Raw genomic sequence first — 26,054 nt, 5'->3', positions numbered from 1 at the left:
TGACGGGCGAGGAGGACGAGGTATGCCGAAGAGGGGCGTGCGGCTACCGGACGGACCGGCCGACGGGGGTGCCCGGCCGTACCAGCGGCTGCTGCGTTCCCGCACCGGGCGCGGCGCAGCCGCCCTGTGCGCGGGGGCTCTGCCCGCCCTGGCCTTCCCCGCCCCGTCGCTCTGGTGGTTCGCGTATGTCGCACTCGTGCCCTGGATGCTGCTGATCCGGTCGGCGGGCACGGGGCGTCGCGCGGCGGTCGACGGCTGGCTCGGCGGCACGGGTTTCATGATCGCCGTCCACCACTGGCTGATGCCGAGCCTCCATGTGTTCATCGTGGTGCTCGCGGCCCTGCTCGGGCTGCTGTGGGCTCCCTGGGGTCTGCTGGTGGCTCGGCTGCTCGGCGGAGCACCTTCGGTCCGGCGGTCGGTGGCCGCCGTCGCCGTGGTGCCCTCCGGGTGGCTGATGATCGAGCTGGTCCGCTCCTGGGAGGGGCTCGGCGGGCCCTGGGGGCTGCTCGGTGCCAGCCAGTGGAACGTCCCGCTCGCCCTCCGTACCGCCTCGGTCGGAGGTGTGTGGCTGGTCAGCCTCGGTGTGGTGGCGGTGAACACCGCTCTCGCGCTGCTGATCGCTGTACCGTCGGCCCGGCGCGCTTCGGCTGTGTGCCTGGTGGTGGGCGCGCTGGGCGTGGGCGCGACCGCCGTGTGGGCGCCGAGACCCGAGGAGACGGGCACGGTCAGGGTCGCCGTCGTGCAGCCCGGCATCGTCGACGGCCCGGGCAGCATCCAGCACCGGTTCGCGCGCAGCGAGGCGCTGACCCGCGGACTCGCGGGGCGGGACGTGGACCTGGTGGTGTGGGGCGAGAGCAGCGTGGCCGTGGATCTGTCCCGGCACCCGGAGACCGCCGACCGGGTCGCGGCGCTTTCACGCCTGGTCGGGGCGGACGTGCTGGTCAACATGGACGCCAGGCGCACGGATGGCCCCGATCGCGCCGGGATCTTCAAGTCGGCCGTGCTGGTGGGTCCTGACGGCCCGACCGGGGACCGCTACGACAAGATGCGCCTGGTGCCGTTCGGCGAGTACGTCCCGGCCCGCGCGCTGCTCGGCTGGGCGACCTCGGTGGGCAAGGCCGCGGGCGAGGACCGGCTGCGTGGGAGCCACCCCGTCGTGATGGACCTGCCGGACGGCCTGCGGGTGGGCCCTCTGGTGTGCTTCGAGTCAGCCTTCCCTGACATGAGCAGGCGGCTGGTCAAGGACGGCGCCGGGTTGCTCGTCGCCCAGTCGTCCACCTCGACGTTCCAGCACAGCTGGGCACCCGAGCAGCACGCCTCGCTCGGGGCACTGCGGGCCGCCGAGACCGGCCGCCCGATGGTGCACGCCACGCTGACGGGTGTGAGCGCGGTGTACGGCGCCCGGGGTGAACGGGTGGGCGCACCTCTCGGCACGGACGCGAGCGAGGCGGCCGTGTTCGACGTACCGCTGGCCCGTGGCACCACGCTCTACGTCCGGCTGGGCGCCTGGCCGGTGTACGGCGCACTGGCGGTGCTGGCCGCCTTCCTCGGCGTACTGGGGCTCAGAGCGCTCAGGACGCCTGCTCCGAAGCGTCCAGAAGCACCCGCTCACACAGCCGGTGGGTCTCCAGAGCGTCCCGGGCGCTGAGCACCTCGCCCGACCGCACCGAGTCCAGGAAGGACACGACGCTCTGCTCGATGCCGCGCTGGCGGGCGACCGGTACCCAGTCGCCACGTCGCCGCAGGGTCGGCTGGCCCTTGTGGTCGACGACGTCGGAGAGGTTGAGGACCTGGCGCTTGGTGTCCTGGCCGGAGACCTCGAGGATCTCCTCCGTCGATCCGTTGAGCCGGTTCATCATGCCGATGGCGGTGAATCCGTCGCCGGAGAGCTGGAGTACGACGTGGTGCATGAGGCCCTCGACGATCCGGGCCCGCACGACGACGTTCGACACCGGGCCGGGAACCAGGAAGCGCAGGGTGTCGACGACGTGGATGAAGTCGTCGAGCACCATGGTCCGCGGGTCCTCGGGCAGCCCCACCCGGTTCTTCTGCAGGAGGATCAGCTCGCGCGGGTGGTCGGCGCACTGCGCGTACGACGGGGCGAGCCTGCGGTTGAACCCGACGGTGAGCGTGACACCACGCTCCTCGGCGAGGGCGACCAGCCTTTCGGAGTCGGCGAGTTCGTAGGCGAGCGGCTTGTCGACGTACGTGGGGACGCCCGCTTCGAGGAGCCGCTCGACGATCTCGGCGTGGGCCGCGGTCGGCGCGTGCACGAAGGCGGCGTCCAACCCCTGGGCCAGGAGCGCGCCGAGGTCCTGGTGGCACTGGTCCACGGGAATCCGGTGGGCGTCCGCGACGGTTTTCAGCGTGGCGGGGGTGCGGGTCTGCAGATGCGGTTCGACGCCCGGCAGAGTCGTCAGTACCGGCAGATACGCCTTCTGCGCGATGTCTCCGAGCCCGATGCAGCCGACCTTCACGAAGTTCTCCCTGTCGCCTCGACCAGGGTGTTTCACGGTCACGTCCTCCGACCGTCCCTGGTCCGGGCAGCATACGTGTGGCGCGGCGACGTCCGGTGCGCCGCGGGGCACGCCCGGGACCGGCCGCCTGTCACGGCCCCGCCGCGCTCCCCCGCATCCGCTGTTCCATCCGCCCGATAGCGGTGCGCACCCTGTCGCCGTAGCCGTCGTCCTCCAGCACTCCGACGGCGTCCCACGCCCGGTCAAGGTGGAGCCGGGCCGCCTCGAAGCGCTGGAGCTTCAGGTAGTCCGCCGCCAGGTTGAGGTGGAGCGACGGGAGGAAGGTGCGCACGGCTGACGCGTCCGGGCGTTCCGAGGAGGCGCCGTGTGCGCCGCAGGCGTCCCCCCGGCGGCATTCGTCGCACCCGTCGTGGCAGTCGCATCTGTCACGACCGTCGTGCCGGTGGTCCCCGGCCGGCCGCTCGGCCAGCCCCTCAGCGGCCGTCAACGCCCTCAGGTCCCAGGCGAGCTCGTCCCCCGGGTCGTCCTGCGTGTCCGCCATGTAGTGGGCGAGGGTGCAGCGGTGGAGGTCGTCGCCGTACTCCCCGATCTCCGACCAGATGGTGCCGAAGCGGTTGCGTGCCTCCTCCCTGTCCCCCGCGTGGAGCAGCATGATCGCCTGGCCGATCCTGGTCATGACGGCATCGCCCCGCACGTCCCGCTGCTCCACGTCAGAGGTCTCCCTGATCACCGTCCGGCCTGTTCCGGTCGGTCCGACGCTAGCCGCAGCCGTCGGCAATACCTCTCAGGCGCGGGTCCGAGCCGCCGGCCGGGTCGCCTGAAGGCCCAGGTCAGGGATGCGCCAGTCGATGGCGTCGTGGCCCTGGGCGGCGACGGCCTCGTTGATCTGGGTGAAGGGGCGGGAGCCGAACCACTTCTTGGCCGAGAGGGGCGAGGGGTGCGCGCCCTTCACCACGATGTGGCGCTCCTGGTCGATCAGCGGGATCTTCTTCTGCGCGTAGTTGCCCCAGAGCACGAAGACCGCGGGGTCGGGCCGCTCCGCCACCGCGCGGATCACCGCGTCGGTGACCTTCTCCCAGCCCTTGGCCTTGTGCGAGTTCGCCTCGCCGCCGCGGACCGTCAGCACCGCGTTGAGCAGGAGCACGCCCTGCTCGGCCCACGGCATCAGATAGCCGTTGTCAGGGACCGGCAGGCCGAGCTCGTCGTGCATCTCCTTGTAGATGTTCCGGAGGGAGGGAGGTGTCTTGACCCCGGGCAGCACCGAGAAGCACAGGCCGTGTCCCTGGCCCTCGCCGTGGTAGGGGTCCTGGCCGAGGACGAGCACCTTGACCCGGTCGTAGGGAGTGGCCTCCAGAGCGGCGAAGACCTGCTCACCCGGGGGATACACCGGCCCCCTGGCGCGCTCCTCCTCGACGAAGTCGGTGAGCTCCTTGAAGTAGGGCTTCTGCAGCTCTTCGCCGAGGACGCCGCGCCAGGACTCGGGCAGCAGGTCGGTGTCGGTCACGTGCACAACCTCCGGTAAGCAATCGGTTCTTGACCACAGAACCTACCGGGGGCCACTGACAGCGCTCCCGGGGAACCTGCCGCCGCCCCGCCTACCAGCTGGTCTTGCGGTACAGCTCCCACATCTGCATCACCGTCTGCGGGTCGAGCGCGCGCTCGCCGCCGCCGATGTCCTCGCCGGCCGCGACGTACAGTTTGCCCTGCCACAGCGGGAGCAGCCGGACGTCCTCCACCAGGATCTCCTGGGCCCGTTCGAACTGCGCGGAGACGGAACCGCGGTTGCTCTCCCTGCGTGAGGAAGGCAGCAGTTCCTGGGTGATCTCCTTGGCCGGGTACGGGGTGCCGGTGACGCTGTCCTGGCCCACGAAGGGGGCGATGAAGTTGTCGGGGTCCGGGAAGTCGGGGAACCAGCCTCGCCCGAAGGCCGGGTAGTCGCCCTCGTTGAAGCCTTCCTGGAAGGTCTTCCAGGGTGCGCTCTTCAGCGTGACGCGGAAGAGGCCGGACGCCTCGAGCTGCCGCTTGAGCTCGGCGAACTCGGGAGCGGTGGAGGAGCCGTAGCGGTCCGTGGTGAACCAGAGGGTCAGCTCGACCGGCTCGGTGATGCCCGCGTCGGTGAGGATTCGCTCGGCCTTGGCCGGGTCCGGATCACCGAAGGAGTCGAAGAAACTGGTGGCGTGGCCGGCGATGCCCTTGGGGACCATGGAGTACAGCGGCTCCGCGGTGCCCTGGTAGACCTTCGCGACGAGCGCGTCGCGGTCCACCAGCTGGGCGATGGCCCGTCTGACGGGGAGCTTCCCGACGGCCGGGTCCTTGGGGTTGAAGACCAGGAAACGGATGTCGGCGCCGACCGTCTCGACGATCTGGAGGCCGTTGTTGTCCCGCTTGTTGTCCTCGAGGTTGACGACCTCCTGCGCGGTCAGACCGCGGTAGGTCGCGTCGATCTCCTTGTCCTTCAGCGCTGCCACCATGAGGGTGGAGTCCTTGAAGTAGCGGATCGTGACCGCGTTGTTCTTCCGGTTCGCGAAGCCCTTGTAGGCGGGGTTCTTGGTCAGCTCTGCCTTGTTTCCCGGCTCGTACGACTCCAGGACGTACGGCCCGGATCCGGTGACCTTCCCGTCGTCACGGATCTTGTCCGCCGGGTAGTCGCCCGGTGCGACAAGGGACATCGCGGGGGTGGCCAGGACGTAGGGGAAGGTCGCGTCCGCCTTGCCGAGGTGGAAGACGACCGTGTCCTCGCCCTTGGTCTCCACCCGGTCCAGGGAGCCGAGCAGGCCGGCGGGACCGCCCTTGACCTTGATGTTCCTGATCCGGTCGATGGAGTACTTCACGGCCTCGGCGTCGATCTTCTCGCCGTTGGAGAACTTAAGTCCGGACCGCAGTGTGCACCGGTAGGCCATGCTCGTGGAGTCGGTGAACTTGCAGGACTCCGCCGCGTCGGGCTCGGGGCTGGTGGTGCCGGTCGGAAAGCTGACCAGGGTCTGGAAGACGTTCCTCATCAGTTCCCAGGAGCCGTCGTAGGCCGCCGCCGGATCGAGGGTCGAGGGCGAGCTCGTCGTTCCGACCGATATCTGCTGGTCCGTCTCCGAACTGCTGTCGGGCAACAGGCCGCAACCGGCAAGAACGCTAAGGGATACAAGGGCTGCAGCAGCCTGCAGACCGGCCCGGTAGTACACGCGCACGCTCCTCGATCAGCCTTAAGGTCGGCAGACCATACCGCAGCGCCCCGCCGGGTCAATCCGCAGGCCCGGCAGGGCACTTGAGTAAATCGTGGCCAAACCGGCGCAGGCGTCCCTCAGGCCACGCCGGCATTCAGGAAGATACCTCCGTCGACCACGAGTGTCTGCCCCGTGACCCAGTCGGACTGCGCGGACGTGAGGAACGCCGCGGCTCCCCCGATGTCCTCCGGCACACCGAGTCGGCCGAGCGGGTAGGCGGCGGCGGCCTCGGCCTCTCGGCCCTCGTACAGCGCCTCCGCGAACCTGGTCTTCACCACGGCCGGGGCGATCGCGTTGACCCGCACGACCGGCGCGAACTCGTGCGCCAGCTGGAGGGTCAGGTTGACCATGGCCGCCTTGCTCATCCCGTAGGCGCCGATGAACGGCGACGCGGAGACGCCGGCGACGGACGCGATGTTGACGATCGCCCCGCCGTTGTCCTTCTGCCACGCCTTCCAGGTCTGCTGGGCGAACCCGAGCGCCGAGATCACGTTGGTCTCGTAGACCTTGCGGGCGACGTTGAGGTCGAGCTCGGCCATCGGCCCGAACACGGGGTTCGTGCCGGCGTTGTTGATCAGGAAGTCGACCCGGCCGAACGCCTCCATCGCGCGCTCGACGGCCGCGGCCTGGTGCGCCTCGTCGTGCGCCTTGCCCGCGATGGCGACCGCCCGGTCGGCGCCGAGCCTCTCGACGGCCTCCTTCAGGGCATCCTCGCCCCGCCCCGTGATGACGACCCGGTCACCCCGGGCGACAAGTGCCTCCGCGATGCCGTAGCCGATGCCCCGGCTCGCGCCCGTGATGAGCGCGACCTTGCCACTGTCCTGCACAGTCATGGTGTCCGTTGCCCTTCCGGGGTCAGTTGAGCGGTCCGCCGGCGACGTACATGACCTGGCCGGACACGAAGCCCGCGTCGTCGCCAGTGAAGAAGGCGATGGCGTTGGCGATGTCCTCGGGGTGCCCCACGCGCTGGACGGGGATCTGGGTGGCGGCGGCTGCCTGGAACTCCTCGAAGCCCATGCCGACCCGGGCTGCGGTCTGCGCGGTCATCTCGGTAACGATGAAGCCGGGGGCCACGGCGTTCGCGGTCACTCCGAACTTGCCGAGCTCCTTGGCGAGCGTCTTGGTGAAGCCCTGGAGACCGGCCTTGACCGCGGAGTAGTTGGCCTGGCCGCGGTTGCCCAGGGCCGAGGAGGAGGACAGCGAGACGATGCGTCCGAACTTGGCCTCCACCATGTGCGACTGGACGGCCTTCGCCATCAGGAACGCACCCTTGAGGTGGACGTTCATGACGAGGTCCCAGTCGGACTCGCTCATCTTGAAGAGCAGGTTGTCGCGGAGCACACCCGCGTTGTTCACGAGGATCGTCGGGGCGCCGAGCTCGGCGGCCACGCGCGCGACGGCGGCTTCCACCTGGGCACTGTCCGACACATCGCAGCCGACGGCGAGGGCCTTGCCCCCGGCGGCGGTGATCTTCTCGACCGTGTCCTTGCACGCGGCCTCGTCGAGGTCGAGTACGGCGACGGCGCGGCCCTCGGCCGCCAGGCGAACGGCGGTGGCGGCGCCGATGCCCCGCGCCGCTCCCGTCACGATGGCGACGCGCTGCTCGGTGGTGGACATGCTTGGTTCTCCTCGCCCTTGGATCGCGGCTCAGCGGACGTCAGGAAGTTCCCGATAACTGAGCAACCGCTTAGTACCTTCAGCAGACGAGACGCTAGAAGCCCTGGCACGCGGTGTCAACGGCCGACAGGGGCACGGGCGCATGTCACACCCGACGGCGTCGCGACCGGCCGCGCTTCCGGCCGCACTCCCGGCCGCGTCCCCGTGCCCGGATCAGCGCACCAGCAGATCGAGCAGCCGCTCGACCTCCGCTTCGGGGTCCGTGGTCAGACCGCTGTGCACCACACCCGGCTGGACCACGGTCGAACGTGGCGCGATCAGCCAGCGGAAGCGCCGCCCGGCGTCGTCGCCGGCCGCCTGGCCCGCCGCCTCGCCGCCGCCGCAGACCCCCTCGACCGCCCGGAGCGCGGCGCGTACGCCGGCCACGTCCGCCCGCGGGTCCAGCGCCCTGAGCTTGCTCTCGTCCAGGAACGTCCGGGCGGCAACGAAGGACTTGGCACGGCAGTACACCAGCACCCCGGCGTTGAAGCACTCGCCGCGCTCGACGCGCGGCACGACGCGGAGGACCGCGTACTCGAAGACGTCGCGGCGGCTCATCGGCCACCCTCCTCGGCGTTGCGCGCCACGGCAGCCTGCGGGTCGCGTTCCTTCCTGACGGGATGCGGCCAGGGGGCCGCGTGCCCGGTGAGCCAGCCCGGGGCCCGGGACGGCTGGGTCCGGGTCGGCTGCCCCAGCGAGATGCGCTCGTGGATGCTCGCGGCGCGGCTCAGCAGCGGCTCCACGTAGGCGCGCCGCAGCTGGTCCGTCGTGTCGAACCCGGGCTCCCCGGCCAGCCACTCGTCGGGGACCTCGGCGGCCACCTCGGTGAGCAGTTCCTCGGTGACGAGCGGCGCGAGTTCGGCGGCCGCGGACGCGATGTCCGGGTCGAAGGGGGCCAGGACGTGGTCGGATGCGTTGTACGGCTTGGCCGCCGACGCCTGCACACCCGGCCAGTTGTGGTGCCAGATCATGGTGGCTCCGTGGTCGATCAGCCAGACGTCGCCGTGCCAGACCAGCATGTTGGGGTTGCGCCACGACCGGTCGACGTTGTTGATCAGCGCGTCGAACCAGACGATCCGCCCGGCCTCGGCCGGGTCCACCCCGTAGGCCAGCGGATCGAACCCCAGCGAGCCGGGCAGGTAGTCCATCCCGAGGTTGAGGCCGCCGCTCGCCTTGAGGAGCTCCTGCACCTCCTGGTCCGGCTCGGCGAGCCCGATGACGGGATCGAGCTGAATGCTCACCAGCTCGGGCACCCGCAGCCCCAGCCTCCTGCCGAGCTCCCCGCAGATGACCTCCGCGACCAGGGTCTTGCGGCCCTGTCCGGCTCCGGTGAACTTCATGACGTACGTGCCCAGGTCGTCGGCCTCGACGATCCCGGGGAGCGATCCACCTTCACGCAACGGCGTGACATACCGGGTCGCTACGACCTCTTCCAGCATTTTCCCAGGCCACCAATCTCTACAGCCTTGTAATCCACGGACGGCTCCTCCGAGGCGTAGGGGCGGGAATCGGCGCTCCCCGCTCCCCGAGAAGTCCGTCGATGGCGCCCCGCCCCTTGCTGCCGGCCTCCCGCACGAAGTGAGCATAGTAACCGAGGGTGATCGCGGGCGAGGAGTGCCCGAGCCGCCCGGCCGAGGTCACAACCGACTCTCCGGCTCCCAGCACGCCAGCGTGTCGACAGGGAACCACTCCGTCTCCGGATCGGGCGGGGTTCGACACCCGCTACGAGACCACGCGGTTCCCGACGTGGGGCCGGACACCGTGCCTCGACGCACGGCACGCCACATTCGCCGGCTCCGCCCTTGTCCACCGTGCTGACCGCGCCTCCCCTCGTGCTGTTCGGGGTCATTGCGTACCGGCCCGGGCGGACCTGGTGCCACTCGTCGTAGTCGTCAAATGTTTGGCGGTGTGAACAGGGCCTGGATGGTTTCGGTGGCCAGGTCGCGCAGCCATGTGTGGGCGCGGTCGTCGTCGTAGCGCTGGTGCCAGAGGAGGTACAGCGGGACGTCGGGCAGGAGGAGTGGCGGTGTGAGCGTGACGAGACCGGCCTGGTCCCGGGCCGTGCGGGTCACCGTGTCGGGGACGGTGACCACCAGGTCGCTGCCGAGGGCGAGTTGCAGTGCGAAGGCGGCCGTGGGCCCGGCGGCGGCGACGTGCCGTTCGAGGCCGAGCTCGGCCAGTGCGTCGTCGATCGGGTCGCGCAGGCTTCCGCGCCGCGAAACGGTGAGGTGTTCGGCGGCCGCGTAGCGCTCGAGACTCAGCGGGCCCTCGGCGAGCTCGTGGCCAGGGCGGACGGCGACGACCAGACGGTCCCTGCCGACGAGGCGGTGGCGGACGTCGGGGAGCGTCGGAACGCTGGAGCTGGATTCGAGGTCGACCTCGCCCCGGCGCAGTTCGGGGCCGTCCGTGCCGGGTTCGGCGGTCAGTCTCAGTCGGACGCGGGGCGCTTGGCGATGGGCGCCGGTGATCAGTGCGGCGCCGCAGGCGGTGGTCAGGGCATCGTGCCAGCGCACGGTGAACACCCGCTCCAGAGTCGCCAGATCGAGTTCCGTTTGTGCGGACAGGAGTTGGTGTGCCTGCTGCACCAGGCCGTGGACTTGGGCGCGCATGGCCAGCGCGCGGGTGGTTGGAACCATGCTGCGGCCGGTACGCACCAGGATCTGGTCTCCGGTGGCCCTGCGGATGCGGCCGAGCGAGCGGCTCATCGCCGGTGAGGTCACGTGGAGGCGGTCTGCGGCGCCGGCGACGCTGCCCTCTTCCAGCAGTGCGTCCAAAGCCGTGAGCAGATTCAAATCCAGTTGCATGAGAGTAACTCTACAAGTGAAAAACATGCACTTGTTGTTAAGTATCTGGCGGCCTACCTTCGAAGTGCGGGGGCGAGACAGACCGCCCCAGCCCCACATCGATCCATCCCAGGGAGCCCGCCATGAGCACAGCCATGCCGTTCGATGCCGATCCCCAGCTGCTGTCCGAGGTGACCGCCGCGGTGAAGACCGCGGGGCTCACCCTGCGGAACCGCTACGCCCCGAACGCCCGGGGCGTGGGTCTGGACGAGATCGTCGATGAGATCCACGCCAACGACGATGCCGTGCTGAAGGTGCTGCGCGAACCGCTGCTGCGCGCCCGGCCCGGATCGCAGTGGGCCGAGGACGAGCTGGCCGGCGGCGCGCTTCCGGCCGGGGAATGGTGGGTCGCCGATCCCGCCGAGGGCAATGTCAACCACGTCCACGGCATGGACGACTGGTCTCTCACCGCCACCCTGGTCCGCGACAACCAGCCGGTCCTCACCGTCGTCCACGTCCCGCTGAACGGCGACACCTACACCGCCGTCGCCGGCGGTGGCGCCCACCTCAACGGCCGTTCCCTGAACGTGTCCGCCAAGACCGATCTGGGCGCCGCCCTCACCGGTACCGGTCAGGCCAAGCCCGGCGAGGACGAGCGGACCTTCCGGCAGATCGGTGACTCCGTCACCGCCATGCTCGTCAATGGCCTGGTCGTGCGCGTGTCCGTGCCCGCCACCATGCAGCTCATCCACGTCGCGGCAGGACGCATGGACGCCTTCTGGCAGTTCTCCGACGTCCGCTCGGGCCTGGTCGCCGGCGCGCTGCTGGTCTCCGAGGCCGGAGGAACCGTCACCGACCTGGCGGGCGAAGCCTGGAACACGGCAAGCCGCGACTTCCTCGCCTCCGCCCCCGGCATCCACGCCGCCGCCCTCGATGCCCTCTCCCCGATCGCCTGACCGCACGCCTCGCTCTTCCAACCCGATCCCCGCAAGGAGCATCAACTCATGACCAGCATCGGCATCCTGGGCGCCGGCCGCGTCGGATCCAACCTCGCCAACAAGCTTTCCGCCGCGGGACACCACGTCACCCTCGGCGGCCGGACCGCCGAAGACATCACCGATCGTCCCGCCGGGATCGCGCCACCGATCGCCTTCACGGACCAGCGGACCACCGCCCGCACCGCGGACATCGTGATCAACGCGACACCCGGCCACAGCTCCCTGGAACGCCTCACCGAACTGAGCGCCGAGCTCTCCGGAAAAATCCTCGTCGACGTCTCCAACGCCACCCGCGACGCCGCCGACGGCCTGCCGGGCGACCTGTGCTACCCCGGCAGCAGCCTCGCCGAGAAACTCCAGGCAAACCTCCCCGACACACAAGTCGTCAAGACCCTCAACACCATGCTGTTCATGGTCATGACCGCGCCCGAAAGCCTGGCCACCCCACCGACCGTCTACGTCTCAGGCAACGACGAGAACGCGAAAAGCGCCGTCACCGGCCTGCTCAACGACCTGGGCTGGCAGCCCGCATGGATCGAAGACCTCGGCGACATCGGCACAGCCCGCGCCACCGAGGCCATGATCCTGGTCGTCCCCCACATCCTGCGCCGACACGGCCTCAAGCCCTTCGCCGTCTCCCTCTCCCGCTGAACGCACACGGAGCCAGAGAACTGCCCTCCGGACGGGTTCCGCGGGCGCGCAAGCGGAACGGGTGGCCCAGTTCGGGTCGAGCGCCCAGCTCCAGCGTGAGCCGGCCGTGATGGATCGGCCCCGTCAAGGTCGCTCCGCGCCGGCCCCGCGGCCTGGACACGGCCGAGCAGCCGCGCGCCGGCTGCGGCTATGCATCAGCGCCCTGCTCGGCGAGGCGCTCGTCCGCGCGACCGGGGTCAGTCCGCCGGACCGGTACCTGCACGGCGGCCTCACACGGCCCCGACCTATGAACTCGCGACAGGGATGTTCAGGGTCCTGCTTCTTCTTCCCGCATATCGAAGGCGTCGCGTGCGCGCGCGATGGCGGGCATGTTCTCGGAGGACCAAGCCAGAAGGGCGTCGATGGGAGACCGAAGGGTCTTTCCGAGTGGCGTGATCCCATACCTGACCGCCACCGGGCGGGTGGATACGACCTCACGCTCGACCACGCCGTTGCGTTCGAGGCGCCGAAGCGTGGCGGTCAGCGACTTCTGCGTGACCTGGGGGACGGCCCGGCGCAGTTCGTTGAAGCGGCACGGGCGTTCGCACAGCTCGTTCAAGACGCTGAGCGACCACTTGTCCAGGATCTGGTCGAGCAATTCGCGGTGCGGGGTGGTGATGCGCAGTTCGTTGTCGGTATCCACGGCGAAACCTGGTCTCGTTGAAGTGTCTTTCTCCTACTAAGTAGCTTATTGATACCTACTTCAGAGGAGGAACACCCATGCCCGTTCAGCACTTCACTCCGGAAGGCATGCTGCAGGCAGTCCCGTACCACCACGTAGCCGTGGGTACCGGGACCAAGCAGGTCCACGTCAGTGGACAGATCGCGCGCAGAGCGGACGGAACACCGGTCGCCCCCGGCGACCTGCCCGGGCAGGTCGCCCAAGCGCTGCGCAACACATCCATCGGGCTGGCGGGTGCAGGCGCGTCGTTCACGGACGTGCTCCGCCTGACCTTCTATGTGACCCGTTGGAGCCCGGAGAAGATCGGCGACTTCATGGCCGGTGTGGAAGCCGTCGCCGAAGAGATCGGGCTCCAGCTTCCCATGCCGCCGGCTTCCCTCATCGGCGTCGACCACCTCTTCGAGCCGGATGTCCTCGTCGAGGTCGAAGCAACCGCACTGCTCGGCTGATTTCCTGACGCAGATGTTTCCAGACTGCTCTTGGCATGAGAGCTCTGAAAGTGTGGGCAGTGGTCGGCTGCCTGTCGGCGTGGACCGGATCGATCGGCGGTCACGGTCGATCGATCCGGTACCCGTCGGAGTTGAAGGCGGACGCGGTCGCGCTGGACGAGTCGCGGCCTGGGCACCGGAACGGCCCCGCCGTCACTGAGCGGTTGCCGTCGCGGTCCGCCCCGGTCCCTGGCCCGGAACGGACGGCGCCGGGTCCGGGTCCGGGCCCTCCCGCTCCGGCTCCGGCTCCCAGGCTGCCGCGCACAGGGACTCGGCCACGGCTGCCGTGTAACGGGCGGCGGCGAGCCAGAAGGCGGCGAACCCGTCGGTGTCGGCAGGTAGCAGGCGGCCGAAGAGGTCGCGATCCCGCTGGGCCGCCGAGGCACACAGCGCGTTCAGGAGTCCGGCGGCCGTGGGGAGGCCCGCGCGGCGGACGCGGCGGGTCTCGGCGGTGACGTCGCCGAGCATGCCGAGCGCGGCGCGGCCCGCCGAGACCGCCTGTTCGACACGGCGCTCAAGGAGGTACAGGGGCGAGTGCGTGCCGGACCCCTCGGGGTGTGACGGGGCCGTGTGCACGGGGGCGGCCGGGTCCGGGAGGTCGGCGCGGCGCAGGCGGTCGAGGCCGAGGTCGACCGTGCCCTCTCCGGTGGGATGGGAGCAGGCGAGGAGGGTGAGCCGGGGGTGGTGGGCGGGCACCAGGCGGCCGATGATCCTGAGGCGTGTCCCCGGCGCCGTGGCCAGCAGCATCAGGTTGTCGCGATGGGCCAGCGCGGGGTCGTCGTCGGCAGCGGTGAGCCGGACGGCCGCGCCTGCTCCCGCACACCGCGCGAGCAGGCAGGTGCCGCCCGACTCCCTTACAGCGCCGAGGAGTTCGACGTCCAGGAAGAGCAGGTCTGTGCCGCCGCCGTCCGGGTCCGCGTAGCGGGAGGTGGACCGCAGGGCACGGGCGGCCTGTTCGGAGGGCGGCGCCTCCCACAGGGCGACGAGCGGAGGTTCCGTCCACGCCGCGCCGCGTGCGGTGACGGCCTTGACACCCTTGCCTGCGCCCAGTCTGCCGTCCGGCGAGACCGTCGCCCCCGAGACCGCCAGGCCGGCTCGGCCCAGCTCCCGGTGGGTGAGCGCGCTGTCCCCCAGGCGCACGGCCCGGTCGGCCACGCCCAGGGCGCGCCCGGCACCGCCGGGCGCCACGTCGCCGACCGTGAAGAGGCGGCCGTCCGTACCGGCGACCCAGGTGCGGACGCCTCCGTGCCCCGAGTCGGTGACCACGGGTTCGGTGAACAGGCCGTACAGGCGCACCGAGCCGTCCGGGCTGTACGGGCGGCGCGCGCGACCTCTCACGCCGGCCAGCTCCGCCCCGGAAGCCGTCCCCACCCGACGTGCGGTGCCCAGGAGTTCGGCCAGGGCCGTGACGAGATCGGCGGTGCGGTAGGACGGGTCCCCGGCGCGGGCCGCGCGCAGCAGTGTGACGACGGACAGCGCGGCGCCGGCGGCTCGCGGCAGGTGCCGGAGCCGGGCGGTGTGCGCGGCGCGGAGGAGGGCCGACTGGGTGACGGCGCCCGCCCCGTCCACGCCGGCCTCCAGGACGGCGGCGCCCGCCGACCACAGGGCGTCGGCCGCCGCACGCTGGACCGGGCTCGCCACCTCGGGCGAGGAGCCGGGATCGGGGTCGGGGTCCGTCGCGGCGGGCGGTGCGGGGACCGCCTGCCCCGGACCGTCGGCGGGCTCCGGCACCGGTTCCGCCGTAGGGGCGGCGCAGGCGGCGGCCGCACGGTGGACGCATGCGGGAGCCAGCAGGCAACCGCAGGTGATGGCGTCCGCCGTCGCCACCACGCCGCCCTGGGCGTGCAGGCGCAACTCGGTCTCGTCGTCGACCGAGATCGTCACCGTGTCCCCGTCACGGTGCGTCGGGCGGCTGCCGAGCTTGGTGACTGCCGCGTCCAGCCGCTTGCGCAGCCGGGGCGAGAGGTCCTCCACCAGCGTGGCCGTGACCTCCGGCGCTACCGGAGGCAACCGGTCGGCGTTCATACGGTCTTCTCCCCTATCCAGCGGGCCAGTTCGAGTGGGCTGAGGGCCGCCACGGGCATTCCCGCGGCGACGAGCTGCCCGGCGACGCCCGTCGAGTAGCGGGGCCGGCCGGCGTCGTCGAGACTCGCGCACCCGAGGACGTGGCAACCGGTGTTCACCAGGGCCCGCACCTCGGCGAGCAGCCCGCCGAGCGGCGCACCCTCCTCGAAGTCGCTGATGACGACGACGAGGGTGCGGGTGGGCACCGCGATCAGGCTGCGGGCGTGCCGCAGCCCGGCGGCGATGTGCGTGCCCCCGCCCACGCTCACCTCCAGCAGGAGGGAGAGGGGATCGCGTACATGGTCGGTGAGGTCGACGACCTCGGTGGAGAAGGCCAGGAAGTGGGTGCTCAGGGTCGGTACCCCGGCGAGCACGGAGGCGGTCAGCGCGGACCAGATCGTGGACGCCTCCATGGAGCCGGAGACGTCGGTGACCAGGATCAGGCGCCAGTCGGCCGACCGGCGGGCGCGACTGCGGAACACCGGCTTCTCGGGGATCACCTGGACCGTTCCGTCCGCCGTCCGGCGGGCGGTGGCCAGGTTCGCGCGCAGCGTGCGCGGCAGGTCCAGCCGGCCGCCGGGCCGGCGGGTGGGCCGGGCGAGCATCGTGCCGGTGAGGGCGGGCCGCAGCCGGGTGGCGAGCTGCCGGGTCAGTTCGTCGACCAGACGGCGGACCAGGGGCCGGAGCGCGGCGAGGCGGGCCTCGGGGAGGCCGCCGGCGTACCGCAGGATCGTCCGGAGCAGTTCCACGGAGGGGGTGGCGGCGGCCGGGTCGAGTTCGGCGAGGACGTCCTGCCGGCCTGTCGCGGCCGCAGCGGCGAGGACCTCCTCGCGGACGCCGGGGCCGAACAGCGCGGCCAGTTCCTCGGACCACTCGCGGACCCCGGGGAACGACGGTTCCCGGCCGCCGCGCGGTCCGGAGCCGCCGTGATCGGGCAGGCCGCTGCGGGAACCCTCGCCGTGTCCCGCGCCGTAGAGCTCGTCCAGAGCGGTCGCCAGGCGGGCGGCGCCGGACGGCAGCCGGTCGGGACGCCGGCCGAGCACGAGCCGCCACCGGTCGCCGGGGGCGAGGGTCCGCGCGGGGATGGTGCCGGTGGGTGGGACGGCGGGGTCCGTCGCGGCGGGGTGGCCGGGCAGCGGTGGGAACCGGTCGTCGTGCGTGGGTGGCGGGACGGGCAGGCCGAGGCCGGTCAGGAGTTCGCGGGCCGCGAGGTCTGCGGCCGTCCGGCGGGCCGACTCGGCCGGATCGTCCGCGTCGAGGGTGTCCACCCGTTCGCCGAGACGCTCCTCGACGGTGTCGAGCAACCGGTCCCGGGCGGCCGGGCTCAGGGTGTCGAAGCCACCGCGCAGGGCAGGCAGCCGGGCGAGGAACGCGGTGTCGTCCAGCTCGACGACTCGGTGCAGCAACGGGTCCAGGGCTCCGACGCCGACGGTCAGGAGCGGGCCCGCCACCGTCAGTACGCCGGTGAGGCGGGCGGTGAGCGCCGCCCGGGAGGCACTGTCCGCGGCGCCGTCCACCCAGGAGGCGACGCGTCCCCCGAAGGTCTCGGCCTGTTCGTGACCCGTGAGCACCCTGACCGCTCCGGCGGCGGCGGCGATCAGCGGAGTGCCGTCGGCGGCCAGTCGGGCGAGGGCGTCGGTGAGCCGGATGCCGCCCATGCGGTCGGCCCGCTGGGCCAGTTCGAGCAGCGCCCGGGCGTCCTCGGGCTCATCGGAACCTGTCAGGCCGTCGACCTGGCGGACCGCGGCCGAGGTCAGGAGTTCGGCGGCGCGCGCGGTGCGGGCGGAGGCCGGGGTGTCCGGGGCCGAAGGGTCGTCGGGCGCGGCCGGGCCCGGCAGGTGGCCGGCGCCGATGCGGTCCAGCAGATCGAGCCCGGCGAGGAGTTCGGGAAGGGTGCCGCTCGCGGGGAGTACGGCCGCCAGTTCCGTCAGCCGTTCGTCGGCCAGGGCGGGGAGCCCGCACTCGGCGGCCTCCGTGAGGCCGCGGACGACCTGGGCGGCCGTCGGGCCGCCCTCCGCCTGCTCGGCGGCGTGCCGCTGCCTCAGCACGCCTTCGGCCGCCTGGGCCGGGGTGACACCGCGGACCCCGGCCGCGGTGAGCATCGCGGCCGTCGCCGGAGTCCACCGCACCTGCCAGCGGGTCGTGAGTCCTTCCGTGCCCGCCGCGCCGGTCACCTCCTGCTGCCGCCCGTAAGGGATGCCGCACACCGTCAGCCTGCGCAGGAGCAGTTCGCGGCGCCGGTCCAGGGTGGAGCGTGCCGGGTCGAGCCGGAGGTCGCGCGCTGTCTTCTCGTGCGCGTCCTCCGGGCCGGGGAGGGAGAGCGCGGTGGTCTCGGCCTCGACGGCGGGGCCCAGTCCACCGCGCGGAGCCGCCGGCGCGGGCCGTCCGGTGCGGGCTCCGACGAGTACGCGTTCGAGAGCCCGGGCGACAGCGCGGCCCGTGCCGTAGGTCTCGCCGCGCCCCAGCACCGTCTGCACGGCTTCCAGGAGTTCACCGCGGCCAGGGGCGGGCAGGCCGCGCAGGCGGGCCAGGTCGCCTGCCACCCGGACGATCTCCCGGCCGTCCGCCGGACCGGAGGGGTGGCCCTGTTCACGCAGGGCGGCGCAGACGCGGACCGCCGTGCGGACGAGCGCCTCGTGCAGCGCCGCCGGGTCCCCGGCGGCGTCCAGGACGGTGTGCTGCCACTCCGGGTCCCGGATGCCGGCCGGGTAGCCGGACCGGGAGTCGAGCAGGGGGTAGGTGTACGGGACGAGGGAGACCGTGCACGCCGCCGTCCCGGCAGTGCCGTTCGCGGGGCCGGCCGCGCCCGGTCCGGGGCTCCTGGCGGCGGACGGCAGCAAGGCCGGGGTGTGGAAGGCTCCCACCACCACGGCGGGCCGCCGCCCGACCTCCAGGGCCTCGGCGACATGCCCGCGCATACATGCCTCGCGTACCAGGTCCGTGCTGTGCACACCGCCCCGCGCCTCGGCCTCGTGGCGCAGGGCCCAGCCGGTGAGCAGCGCGGCACGCCGGAGCGCCTCGGGTGTCGAACCGGGCGCCTGGGCCTCCACCAGCCGGTCCCACAGGTCGTCGCCGTCCCGGCCGGTCAGCCCGGACCGGAGCGCGGCGGACAGCCCGTGGCCTTCCCCCGGCAGAGGTGCGGAGTCGGCGCCCGGGGCAGGGGCGGGGGCCGGGGTGTCCGGACCTCCCCCCGCCCACGCCCGGTCGGTCAGCGGCAGATCGCAGGCCACCGCCGGGACCCCGTTCGCCGCCGCCCAGCGCAGAGCGACCAGCTCGGGCGAGAAGTCCGCGAACGGGTAGAAGGCCGGACCTCGTTGGCCTGCCGTGCCCACCCCGGGCCCGTCGGCGGGTACGGCGGCCAGCGCCACCGGGGCCTCGGTCTCCTCGTGAGCGAGCCAGCCCAGCCAGGGCTGGAACTCGGCGGGCAGTTCGACGAGGAGGACATCGGGGGCCGCCTCGTCCAGCAGCGCCGGGAGGACGGCCGCCAGCGAGGGCGCGTGGTGGCGCACCCCGATCAGGAAGGGCGCCCCGGGGCCGGTCGCCGCGAGGGCCGCCACGGCGGCTTCCGGGGTGGCGGGCCCTGCTTCCGGGCCCGGTGCCCGAGACACGGCCGGGGAAGGCCCCGGAGCGCCGGCGGTGGGCGGCTCCGCGGCGGCGGAGCGGGTCCCGGGGGTGGTCGACTCGCTCATCCGTCAGTTCTCCAGCACCGCGCGCAGGTCCCAGAGGGCGCGCCAGGTGGCCGCGCCCTGCTCAGCTCGCCTGCGCACCGGCCCGTCCCAGTACCCCAGCAACCGGGCCGCGTCGGCGGGGTCGTCCTTTCGTACGACCCCGAGCAGATGGCCGGGCAGGAGGGAGAGCACGTCGCGGTCGCCCGGGAAGTAGGCGGCGGCCAGGCCCAGGGAGGCCGCGACGGACACCGCCTCCGCCGTGCTCATCACCGTGGAGGGGCGCTCGACCTCCCAGCCCTCCACGGAGCGGCCCTCGCGCAGGTCCCGGAAGGCGGTGACGAGGGCTTCGAGGACCGCGTCGTCCACCTGGTAGGCGGCGCCCACGCGTTCGAGGGCCGCCCGCGACTGGCGCCGGACGAGCGCGGTCTCGGCGTCCACGTCCCCGATGGGGCCCACGGTCTCGAAGTTGAAGCGCCGCTTCAGCGCGGCGGACATCTCCGAGACGCCCTTGTCCCGCAGGTTGGCGGTGGCGATGAGGGTGAACCCGGGGGCCGCGTGCACCTGGGCGCCCTCACCGCCCGCGAGTTCGGGGATCGCGATCCGCCGCTCGGAGAGGAGTGACACGAGGGCGTCCTGGACCTCCGGCAGGCAGCGGGTGACCTCCTCGACGCGGGCGACTGCCCCACGGGTCATGGCGGCGAGTACCGGGGAGGGCACCAGGGCCTGCTCGGTGGGGCCCTGGGCGAGCAGCAGCGCGTAGTTCCAGCCGTACTTGAGCTGGTCCTCGGTGGTGCCCGCGGTGCCCTGGACGGTGAGCGCGCTGGTCCCGCAGACGGCGACGGACAGCAGCTCGGAGAGCATGGACTTGGCGGTGCCCGGTTCACCGACGAGCAGGAGTCCGCGTTCTCCGGCAAGGGTGACCACGCACCGTTCGACCAGGGCGCGCTCGCCGACGAACTTCTGCTCGATCACCAGGCGGCGCGGGACCCCGGCCCCGGACCGGGTGGCCTTCGGCAGGCCCAGTGCCTCGCCCGCGCTGCCCATCACGAAGGTGACGACGGCGCGCGGGGTGAGCAGCCAGCCGGGTGGGCGGGGCCCGGGGTCGTGTAGGGCGAGGAAGGCCAGCTCGGTGGCGTACCGGTCCTCGGGCGGAGTGACCTGGCGGTGCTCCCGGCCGGGCGCGGCCGCCTGGTCGGGGACGCCGTTGTTCGTGGTGCTGTCGGTGGTGGTCGTGGTGTCGTTCGTCATCGGCGGCGGCCCTTCCGGGTTGCGCGGGTGTCCAGCTCTTCGAAGGCGGGGGCGTCGCCGCCGCGGACCCGTGCCCAGGCGGCTGCGAACAGCGCGGGCACGGGGAGGTGGGGCAGGGTCCGGGTGGAACCTGTCACGGGGTACAGACCTTCCTTCCAGGTCTCCAACGGCACTCCGGGAGCGCCGCGTTCGAGCCAGCCGCAGGGGAGGAACAGGGTGCGGCCGGCCCGGGAGCGCTTCGCCTCGACGACGAGGTCGGTGGCGGCGAGTTCGGCCCGCGCCTTCTTGACCCGTGCCGGAGTCCACCCGGTCCAGCGGACGCAGTTGCGGTCCGTCGGGTCGGGCAGGGCGAGCAGCATCAGGTAGAGGGCGGCGCTGTCCGCGCCGAGACCGAGGGCGTCGACCACTTCGGCCACCAGGCCGGGTACCGCACGCGTCGGGTCCTGGGCCGGGTGGTGCGGGGAGCCGTCGGGGGCACCGGACGAGGCCAACGCCTCGGTCTCGTCGCCCAGCAGGGCGCGCAGGGCGCGCACATCGCCCGCGCCGTGACCGCCGACGGTGCCCTCGACGAGACCGAAGGCCGGGTCGTCCGGGCCCGCCAGGCCGGCCGGGCGGATCAGCACCTTCTCGCTGTCGCCGTGGCCGGGGGCGAGGAGCAGCGCCGTGCCCGCCCTGACCAGCCCGTCGGCTCCGGCGCCGCCGGACTCCGGGAGCCCGTGGGCGGCGCGGACCGCGGGGCCGATCGAGTGGCCCGAATCGGTCCAGTGCAGACCGAGGTCCAGCACCAGGTCCGGTTCGGCGAGACGGCCGCGCAGGGCCGCGAGCCCGACGGGCAGGTGCGCCCGCAGCGGGTGCCCGTACGGCAGCGTGTAGGCGAGGGTGCGCAGGGCGGTCAGGGCCACCGGGACAGCGCCGCGTGCGCCCACCAGGCGCAGGCCCGCACGGCCGGTGCCGTCCTGGACATCGGTGCCGTGGGCGAGCCAGGTCCGGTGGCCCGCGTTGAGGATCAGGTCGACGGCGTCCGAGGTGGTGCCCGACAGGTCGAGGTCCAGTTCCTCGGGGACGCGGACGAGGGAGGCCAGGCGTTCCTGCCAGACCTCTGCGGCGGTCCGGACGTCCGGGCCCGTGGACCACAGCTCGGCCGGGTCCGCGGGCAGCAGCGCCTGGAGCAGGGCGTGCCGGTCGTCGCGGGGCAGTGCGTCCAGCCTGGACCGCGCCGCCTCGAAGGTACGTGCCTTCGCCCCGAGCAGCGTGAGCGCCTCGGCGCCGGGCTCCTGGACGGCTGCCGACAGCAGGGCGACGGACTGGAGGGGGCCGATTCCGGTGGCCGTGTGGAACGCCTCTGCGGCCTCCGGACGCCAGGGTGCCGGGCCCTTCTCCCGTACCAGGGTGGTGAGCCGGGTGAGCCGGTCGCGGGCGATGCCCTGCCGGTGGACGTGCTCGCGGTCGAGGGTGAAGCCGGGGACGGGGCCGAAGGCGCCGGTCGGGTCGTGGTCGAGGGCGAGCCAGCGTGCCGCGTCGTTGCGGGAGTTCCGGCCTCGGTCGGCAACGATCACCACGGTGCGGTCGCCCTTGCGCAGCACCTGGCCGAGGCGGTGCACGACCTCGGGGCGTACGTGCCCGGATGCCGGTGTCCCTCCGGCGAACGGCTCGACGAGTTCCATCTGCCGGACCGTGCCCGCCGGGTCGGCAAGCGGGCCCGCGGCGAGGGTCTCCAGCAGCACGAGGAGCCCGGTGCGGTGCTCGGGGGAGGTGGCCTCCGAGGCTGCCCGGTAGGCCAGTTCGGGCAGCTTGTCGAGGAGGGAGGTCCAGCCCAGGGAGTCGCCGGGCACGGTGAACTCGTCACGCTGCCAGCCGTCCGCGGGGGTGAACGGGACCTTGGACGGCGTGGGCGGGCCGAACGCCGGTTCGCCGCCGAGGACATGGTTGACGGCGAGGATCTGCCGGATCACGGTCCACCGGCTCCCCGCTCCCCACCAGCTGCCGTGCATCCGCGCGGAGCCCCATGCGGAGGCTTCCCGCAGGGTCGTGTCGTCTCCGTGCTCGGGCTCGTGATCGAAGAACATGCCCTGGGTGCGCGCGGTGTTCCGGGGAGTGGAGGGCTGCGCGGGCTCGGGCGGTTCGACGTACAGGGCGGCTGCGACAGCCCGGTCCACCGCGTTCATGATGATCCCGGTGACGCCTGCGAGGAGCCTCGCGTCGGACACCTCGGGCAGCTCCCGGGCGACGGCCTCCTCGCTCAGCTCCCGCGACGAGGGCCCGGTGTACTCCTCGACGGCCCGGAGCGCCTCCAGGTGCCGGGTGACCGCGGCGGCGACCTCGTTGAACAGGTCCTCGGCCCGGGAGTCCGTCAGGTTCCGCAGTGCGGTGGAGCCCCGCTCGTCCCTCGGGCGCAGGGCGTGCCAGTAGCCGGCGGGAGGCACGTAGGGCGTGCCCGCCGCGTCGTCCCCGCCGGAGGAGTCGGGGGTGACGGACCACAGGCTGCCACCGGTGCCGTCCGTGTCCGCCGGGTGCGCTTCGACGGAGCGGTGGCGCAGGGCCATGACCGGCCGTGACCCGCCGGGCAGGGTGAGGGCGCCGAGCGGCACCGGGGAGCCGCCGTCGGGCAGTGGGTGCGGCAGGGTGACCGTGTGGCCGTCGGGGGTGCCTGCGACGATCCGGTGCCCGTCCGCGGGTGCGGCCGTGCCGGGCTCGGCGACCGTACGGCGGACCCAGCGGCCGAGGACCGTGCCGTCCGTGCCGAACGGGGTGCCCTCCAGACCGGGCTGGAGGGGCAGCACCTGGCAGTGCTCGGTGAGCAGCCGGGTGCCGTCCCGTACGCCGGAGCGGAGGAAGGCGGGGAGGGATGCCCGGCCGTGCGTGCCTCCGGCCGGGTCGTACTCGAGCCACACCTGCTGGGTGCCCTGGTGGCCTTCCCGCCAGTGACCGGTTCCGTCGGAGATGACGGCGCGCTGGGGCGGGAGGGAGGTGTCGCCCGCGTGCAGGGCCTTGCCGCCGGTGGCGCGGCCGCCGCCGGGCAGCGGCAGGCTGACCTCGTCCGAGAGGCCGGAGCCGCCCCATCGGGGGATCTGCTCACCTCCGACGGTGAACACCTCGGCGGGGCGGTGCGACCAGTAACCGCGCTGCTTGCCGTCCTCCCACCACATGACCAGCAACTCGCCGTCGACGTAACGGAAGGCGGGTGTCCGCCAGGGGTCGACGGCGGTGGGAAGCCGCAGGGTGTGCCGCAGCAGCACGTCTTCCGGGCCGACGACGACGGCGCGTTCGAGGGTGTTCAGGATCAGCGCGGGCCAGGCGCCGGTGACACCGACCGTCTCCGGCCTATGGCGCCGCTGAGGCGCGGCGGCGGCCTCAGCGGCCAGTTCGGCGTAGGTCGCGTCGAGCGCGGGCCAGCCGAGTTCGTCGAGGACGCCGGTACGCAAGGTGGAGGCGAGCAGCGGCACGACATCGTGGTGCTCGATGAGTCGCAGGGCTTCCGGGGCGACGTCCGCGACCACGGCGCGGAACGCCGAGAGCCTGGTGAAGGACCTCTGCAGCCCGGGGAGCCCTCGCGCGGCGGTGTACTCCTCGGCGCAGGAGGTCAGCCACTCCCGCAGGATCGCGGACAGCACCGGGTGCGCCGCCAGCTTCGCCATGCCGGCGTCGCCCAGCCGCTGACCACGTCCGCCGCCGAGGCCGCCGACGGTCCGGCTCAGCAGAGCGCGGAAGGCCGGCTGTTCGGCGACTGCGGTGAGATCCCGCGCGCCGGGCGCGGTGTCGGTGAGCCAGGAGCCGAGCGGGACACCGGGGCCCCGTGAGGTGCCCGCGTCCTGGTCGTCCGGCTCGGCGACGGGGACTCCGGAGGCCAGGCAGAGGTCGAGGAGGTCCAGATCGGCGGTGGGCTGCCAGCGGCCCTGGAACAGCTCGACGGGGCGCCCGTCGGCGCGCAGCCGGTCGGCCATCCGGGCGGCCAGGCCAAGCGTCTCGCTGCTGCGGCCCGACGTGGCCCGGTTGTGCCGGCGGTGTGCCTCCCAGCGGGCGAGCCAGTCCGCCGGCGAGACGGACGGGTCGCGGGGGGCGGCGGGATCGGAGCTGTCGGGAAGGGCTGTCAGCAGCTGTTCGGCGCCGGACTCGGCCAACAGCGCGAGCCAGCCGCGTTCGCTGTCGGTGTCCCTGCCGCTCTCGCTGAAGGTCTCCGGGAAGAAGCCGAGGAGCCTGGCGCGTACGGCCGCCTCCCGTTGGGCGAGCGCGACGAGCGCGGAGCGGTAGGCCGTCCAGAACGACGCGGGGGCGCGGACGACTCCCGGGGAGCCGATCAGGTCGGCCACCAGCTCACGTTCGACGGCCTCGCGGTCCAGCCCGGCGGCCTTGACCAGCGCGCGCACGTCCTGCGGCAACGCCGCGTACGGCGGCATGCCGGCCGCGCAGCGCTCGACGAGCAGGCGGCGGAACTGCGCCCAGGCGTCCGCCGGTGCGAGCCGTGCCACCAGGTCCCGCACGTACTGCCGCAGCGCCTTGACGGTCAGCGCGCCGGCGAGGGCGAACTCCAGGAAGACGGCCCGCTGCCGGTCCTCGTCCACGACGAGCCCGTGCACCCGCTCGGCCTCGCGGGCCTTGCCGAAGAAGGAGGCGGCGTAGGTGGTGTTCTCGGCCTGGAGGAAGAGGCGTGCCACCTGCTCGTAGTAGGTGGGGAGGAAGTGGGGCACGGCCCGGCCGAGCCGGGTGCCGAGGGCGTCGAAGCCCTCCTTGGCCGCTCCGGCGCGGGTCCTGGCCTGCCGGCCCAGCCGCTCGATGTCCTTGACCAGGGCAAGGGCGTGGTGCCCGTTGGCCGGGTCGTTGACCAGCGCCCAGGCCGGGAAGCCCAGCGTCTCGCGGCGCACCTGGCCCACGACGGGGGCCTCGGCGGTCCGGGACAGCCCGAGGAACTCCAGGGCCAGGTCCTCGGCTTCGCCGAGGGTGGCGGGCACCAGGCGGATCACGGGGCGGTCGCCGAGGGCGGTGTGCGTGTAGGTGCGGGCGGTCAGCGCGTCGGCGTCGTCCCGGTCGGTGGTACCGGCCGGGAGGATCGAGCCGGCGTCCAGCAGGGCCGACGCACGGGCCTCGGTGGCGGAGGCGCTCTCGCCCCGGGCCTGGGCGGGCAGGAAGGCCGCCCCTGCTGCTGTCGTGTTCTCGTTGGTGTTGGTGTTGGTCGTCGTGGTGCTCATGCCGCCCGCTCCTCGTCCGCCACGTCGCGGCCGGCGTAGAGCGCCGCCGCCATGCGCATGCCCTCGGACCACGCGACGGGGCCGACCTCGGCGGCCGTCAGCGCGCGCCCCGCGGGTTCGGTCCAGCCCAGGGGGCCCGTCTCGGTGCCGTACTCGTCGTATCCGTCGTGCTCGCCGATCCAGATGCGCGCCTCGGCCGTGGCGCCGTCCTCGACGACCGGGCAGACCGCGTATCCGCCACGCGACCGGTAGCCGAGTTGGGTGACGCGGCCGTGCAGGAAGCGCAGTTCCTTGAACACTCCGCCGGCGTAGGTGTCCACCGAGGTCGTGTCGGGGGCGAGGCCCGGTGGGCGGTGCCACACCTCGCGGAACAGCTGTTCCACGTTCTGGCGCACCCCCAGCTCGACCGCGAACTCACGCAGTTCTTCGAGGTCGTCGAGGAGGACGGGGTGGGGCACGCTGACGACGTCGGGGGTGATGCGGACGGTGTCGCCGTCCAGGTCGACGAGGCCGAGACCACGGTCGGGATCGACGTCGCGCAGGAACCCGGCGACCCCGCCGTCCGCGCCGGTGACCACCACGTCCCGCAGGGCCGCCTGCCAGGCCGGGTCAGGCCAGACCTGGGCGAGCACGGCGGTGGGGACGGGCAGCGAACGCACCATCCACTGCTCGACATCGGCCAGGCACCGGCGCTCGTGCCGCTCCAGCCACTCGGTCAACTGCCGGAGCCCGACGACCGCCGGGTCCTCCTTCAACTTGGCCGGAACGGACTTCAGCCGTCGGCCCTTGCCGTTGCGGCAGACCACCTTGCCCGCCTCCAGGGCGACTTCGTAGTCGCCCGCCGGAACCCACCCCATGCGCTTTTCTCCCCGTTGTTCCGGACGGCCGCCGACCCGGCG

19 protein-coding genes are annotated in these 26,054 nt (G+C 72.8%); 4 read left to right on the top strand and 15 right to left on the bottom strand.

What is annotated here, in order from left to right; all coding sequences use genetic code 11:
• The first annotated feature begins 22 nt into the window (after window positions 1-22).
• A complete protein-coding gene (gene lnt, locus AB0I83_RS16960) occupies window positions 23-1,648 on the top strand; it encodes an apolipoprotein N-acyltransferase (protein WP_363305087.1) in 1,626 nt (541 codons plus the stop codon).
• Here lnt and AB0I83_RS16955 read toward each other — a convergent pair.
• The 9 genes from AB0I83_RS16955 to AB0I83_RS16915 form a co-directional block, all read right to left on the bottom strand.
• Entirely contained in the window at window positions 1,572-2,477 is a 906-nt protein-coding gene (locus AB0I83_RS16955; RefSeq protein ID WP_363305229.1) for a Gfo/Idh/MocA family oxidoreductase, read from the bottom strand. The genes lnt and AB0I83_RS16955 overlap by 77 nt on opposite strands.
• A gap of 130 nt (window positions 2,478-2,607) precedes the next feature.
• Complete coding sequence (locus AB0I83_RS16950) at window positions 2,608-3,186, bottom strand: hypothetical protein (RefSeq protein ID WP_363305086.1); 579 nt, start codon at window positions 3,184-3,186, stop codon at window positions 2,608-2,610.
• A gap of 75 nt (window positions 3,187-3,261) precedes the next feature.
• Window positions 3,262-3,981 carry a uracil-DNA glycosylase gene (locus tag AB0I83_RS16945; RefSeq protein ID WP_356532633.1) on the bottom strand — a complete coding sequence of 240 codons (720 nt, stop codon included), beginning with the start codon at window positions 3,979-3,981 and terminating at the stop codon, window positions 3,262-3,264.
• A 91-nt stretch (window positions 3,982-4,072) separates the two neighbouring features.
• Window positions 4,073-5,653 carry an ABC transporter substrate-binding protein gene (locus AB0I83_RS16940; RefSeq protein ID WP_356532631.1) on the bottom strand — a complete coding sequence of 527 codons (1,581 nt, stop codon included), beginning with the start codon at window positions 5,651-5,653 and terminating at the stop codon, window positions 4,073-4,075.
• A gap of 119 nt (window positions 5,654-5,772) precedes the next feature.
• On the bottom strand, window positions 5,773-6,528 hold the full coding sequence (locus AB0I83_RS16935) for an SDR family oxidoreductase (RefSeq protein ID WP_356532630.1): 756 nt from the start codon (window positions 6,526-6,528) through the stop codon (window positions 5,773-5,775).
• 22 nt (window positions 6,529-6,550) lie between these two features.
• Entirely contained in the window at window positions 6,551-7,312 is a 762-nt protein-coding gene (gene fabG, locus AB0I83_RS16930; protein ID WP_014157515.1) for a 3-oxoacyl-ACP reductase FabG, read from the bottom strand.
• 213 nt (window positions 7,313-7,525) lie between these two features.
• Window positions 7,526-7,909, bottom strand: coding sequence for a DUF3037 domain-containing protein (locus AB0I83_RS16925; protein ID WP_363305085.1), 384 nt, complete (start codon window positions 7,907-7,909; stop codon window positions 7,526-7,528).
• Window positions 7,906-8,790, bottom strand: coding sequence for a HipA family kinase (locus tag AB0I83_RS16920; RefSeq protein ID WP_363305084.1), 885 nt, complete (start codon window positions 8,788-8,790; stop codon window positions 7,906-7,908). Before AB0I83_RS16920 ends, AB0I83_RS16925 begins: the two co-directional genes overlap by 4 nt.
• 453 nt (window positions 8,791-9,243) lie before the next feature.
• Entirely contained in the window at window positions 9,244-10,155 is a 912-nt protein-coding gene (locus AB0I83_RS16915; RefSeq protein WP_363305083.1) for a LysR family transcriptional regulator, read from the bottom strand.
• A 122-nt stretch (window positions 10,156-10,277) separates the two neighbouring features.
• On the opposite strand from AB0I83_RS16915, the gene AB0I83_RS16910 reads away from it, so the two are divergent.
• Both AB0I83_RS16910 and AB0I83_RS16905 read left to right on the top strand, forming a co-directional pair.
• Window positions 10,278-11,090, top strand: coding sequence for an inositol monophosphatase family protein (locus AB0I83_RS16910; protein WP_363305082.1), 813 nt, complete (start codon window positions 10,278-10,280; stop codon window positions 11,088-11,090).
• 48 nt (window positions 11,091-11,138) lie between these two features.
• A complete protein-coding gene (locus AB0I83_RS16905) occupies window positions 11,139-11,783 on the top strand; it encodes an NAD(P)-binding domain-containing protein (RefSeq protein WP_363305081.1) in 645 nt (214 codons plus the stop codon).
• Window positions 11,784-12,090: 307 nt separating this feature from the next.
• Here AB0I83_RS16905 and AB0I83_RS16900 read toward each other — a convergent pair whose 3' ends face one another.
• On the bottom strand, window positions 12,091-12,465 hold the full coding sequence (locus tag AB0I83_RS16900) for a helix-turn-helix domain-containing protein (RefSeq protein WP_356532619.1): 375 nt from the start codon (window positions 12,463-12,465) through the stop codon (window positions 12,091-12,093).
• 77 nt (window positions 12,466-12,542) lie between these two features.
• Between AB0I83_RS16900 and AB0I83_RS16895 the strand changes: the two genes are divergently transcribed.
• On the top strand, window positions 12,543-12,953 hold the full coding sequence (locus AB0I83_RS16895; RefSeq protein ID WP_363305080.1) for a RidA family protein: 411 nt from the start codon (window positions 12,543-12,545) through the stop codon (window positions 12,951-12,953).
• A 192-nt stretch (window positions 12,954-13,145) separates the two neighbouring features.
• Here the strand turns inward: AB0I83_RS16895 and AB0I83_RS16890 are convergent, their stop codons facing one another.
• From AB0I83_RS16890 to AB0I83_RS16870, 5 genes are read right to left on the bottom strand one after another with little or no spacing between them, the layout of a single operon-like run.
• A complete protein-coding gene (locus AB0I83_RS16890) occupies window positions 13,146-15,017 on the bottom strand; it encodes a hypothetical protein (protein ID WP_363305079.1) in 1,872 nt (623 codons plus the stop codon).
• Window positions 15,014-18,745, bottom strand: coding sequence for a DUF5682 family protein (locus AB0I83_RS16885; protein ID WP_363305078.1), 3,732 nt, complete (start codon window positions 18,743-18,745; stop codon window positions 15,014-15,016). The genes AB0I83_RS16890 and AB0I83_RS16885 overlap by 4 nt, the downstream gene beginning before the upstream one ends.
• 3 nt (window positions 18,746-18,748) lie before the next feature.
• Complete coding sequence (locus AB0I83_RS16880; protein WP_363305077.1) at window positions 18,749-19,972, bottom strand: AAA family ATPase; 1,224 nt, start codon at window positions 19,970-19,972, stop codon at window positions 18,749-18,751.
• Window positions 19,969-25,155: a hypothetical protein gene (locus AB0I83_RS16875; protein ID WP_363305076.1), complete on the bottom strand. Its 5,187-nt coding sequence runs from the start codon at window positions 25,153-25,155 to the stop codon at window positions 19,969-19,971. The genes AB0I83_RS16880 and AB0I83_RS16875 overlap by 4 nt, the downstream gene beginning before the upstream one ends.
• The gene (locus AB0I83_RS16870; protein ID WP_356532610.1) at window positions 25,152-26,012 is read right to left on the bottom strand and encodes a DUF4132 domain-containing protein; all 861 of its coding nucleotides are present in this window, start codon (window positions 26,010-26,012) and stop codon (window positions 25,152-25,154) included. Before AB0I83_RS16870 ends, AB0I83_RS16875 begins: the two co-directional genes overlap by 4 nt.
• Between the last annotated feature and the right edge of the window lie 42 nt (window positions 26,013-26,054).

The organism is Streptomyces sp. NPDC049970 (assembly GCF_040660235.1).
Classification (GTDB): domain Bacteria; phylum Actinomycetota; class Actinomycetes; order Streptomycetales; family Streptomycetaceae; genus Streptomyces.
This window is presented reverse-complemented; position numbering and strand designations above follow the sequence as displayed.

What these genes read in the sequence shown, in the direction of transcription:
- lnt (WP_363305087.1), top strand. Translation starts at nt 23, where the DNA reads ATGCCGAAGAGGGGCGTGCGGCTACCGGACGGACCGGCCGACGGGGGT.
- AB0I83_RS16875 (WP_363305076.1), bottom strand. Translation starts at nt 25,155, where the DNA reads ATGAGCACCACGACGACCAACACCAACACCAACGAGAACACGACAGCA.
- AB0I83_RS16915 (WP_363305083.1), bottom strand. Translation starts at nt 10,155, where the DNA reads ATGCAACTGGATTTGAATCTGCTCACGGCTTTGGACGCACTGCTGGAA.
- AB0I83_RS16920 (WP_363305084.1), bottom strand. Translation starts at nt 8,790, where the DNA reads ATGCTGGAAGAGGTCGTAGCGACCCGGTATGTCACGCCGTTGCGTGAA.
- AB0I83_RS16925 (WP_363305085.1), bottom strand. Translation starts at nt 7,909, where the DNA reads ATGAGCCGCCGCGACGTCTTCGAGTACGCGGTCCTCCGCGTCGTGCCG.
- fabG (WP_014157515.1), bottom strand. Translation starts at nt 7,312, where the DNA reads ATGTCCACCACCGAGCAGCGCGTCGCCATCGTGACGGGAGCGGCGCGG.
- AB0I83_RS16870 (WP_356532610.1), bottom strand. Translation starts at nt 26,012, where the DNA reads ATGGGGTGGGTTCCGGCGGGCGACTACGAAGTCGCCCTGGAGGCGGGC.
- AB0I83_RS16910 (WP_363305082.1), top strand. Translation starts at nt 10,278, where the DNA reads ATGAGCACAGCCATGCCGTTCGATGCCGATCCCCAGCTGCTGTCCGAG.
- AB0I83_RS16885 (WP_363305078.1), bottom strand. Translation starts at nt 18,745, where the DNA reads ATGAGCGAGTCGACCACCCCCGGGACCCGCTCCGCCGCCGCGGAGCCG.
- AB0I83_RS16895 (WP_363305080.1), top strand. Translation starts at nt 12,543, where the DNA reads ATGCCCGTTCAGCACTTCACTCCGGAAGGCATGCTGCAGGCAGTCCCG.
- AB0I83_RS16890 (WP_363305079.1), bottom strand. Translation starts at nt 15,017, where the DNA reads ATGAACGCCGACCGGTTGCCTCCGGTAGCGCCGGAGGTCACGGCCACG.
- AB0I83_RS16905 (WP_363305081.1), top strand. Translation starts at nt 11,139, where the DNA reads ATGACCAGCATCGGCATCCTGGGCGCCGGCCGCGTCGGATCCAACCTC.
- AB0I83_RS16880 (WP_363305077.1), bottom strand. Translation starts at nt 19,972, where the DNA reads ATGACGAACGACACCACGACCACCACCGACAGCACCACGAACAACGGC.
- AB0I83_RS16935 (WP_356532630.1), bottom strand. Translation starts at nt 6,528, where the DNA reads ATGACTGTGCAGGACAGTGGCAAGGTCGCGCTCATCACGGGCGCGAGC.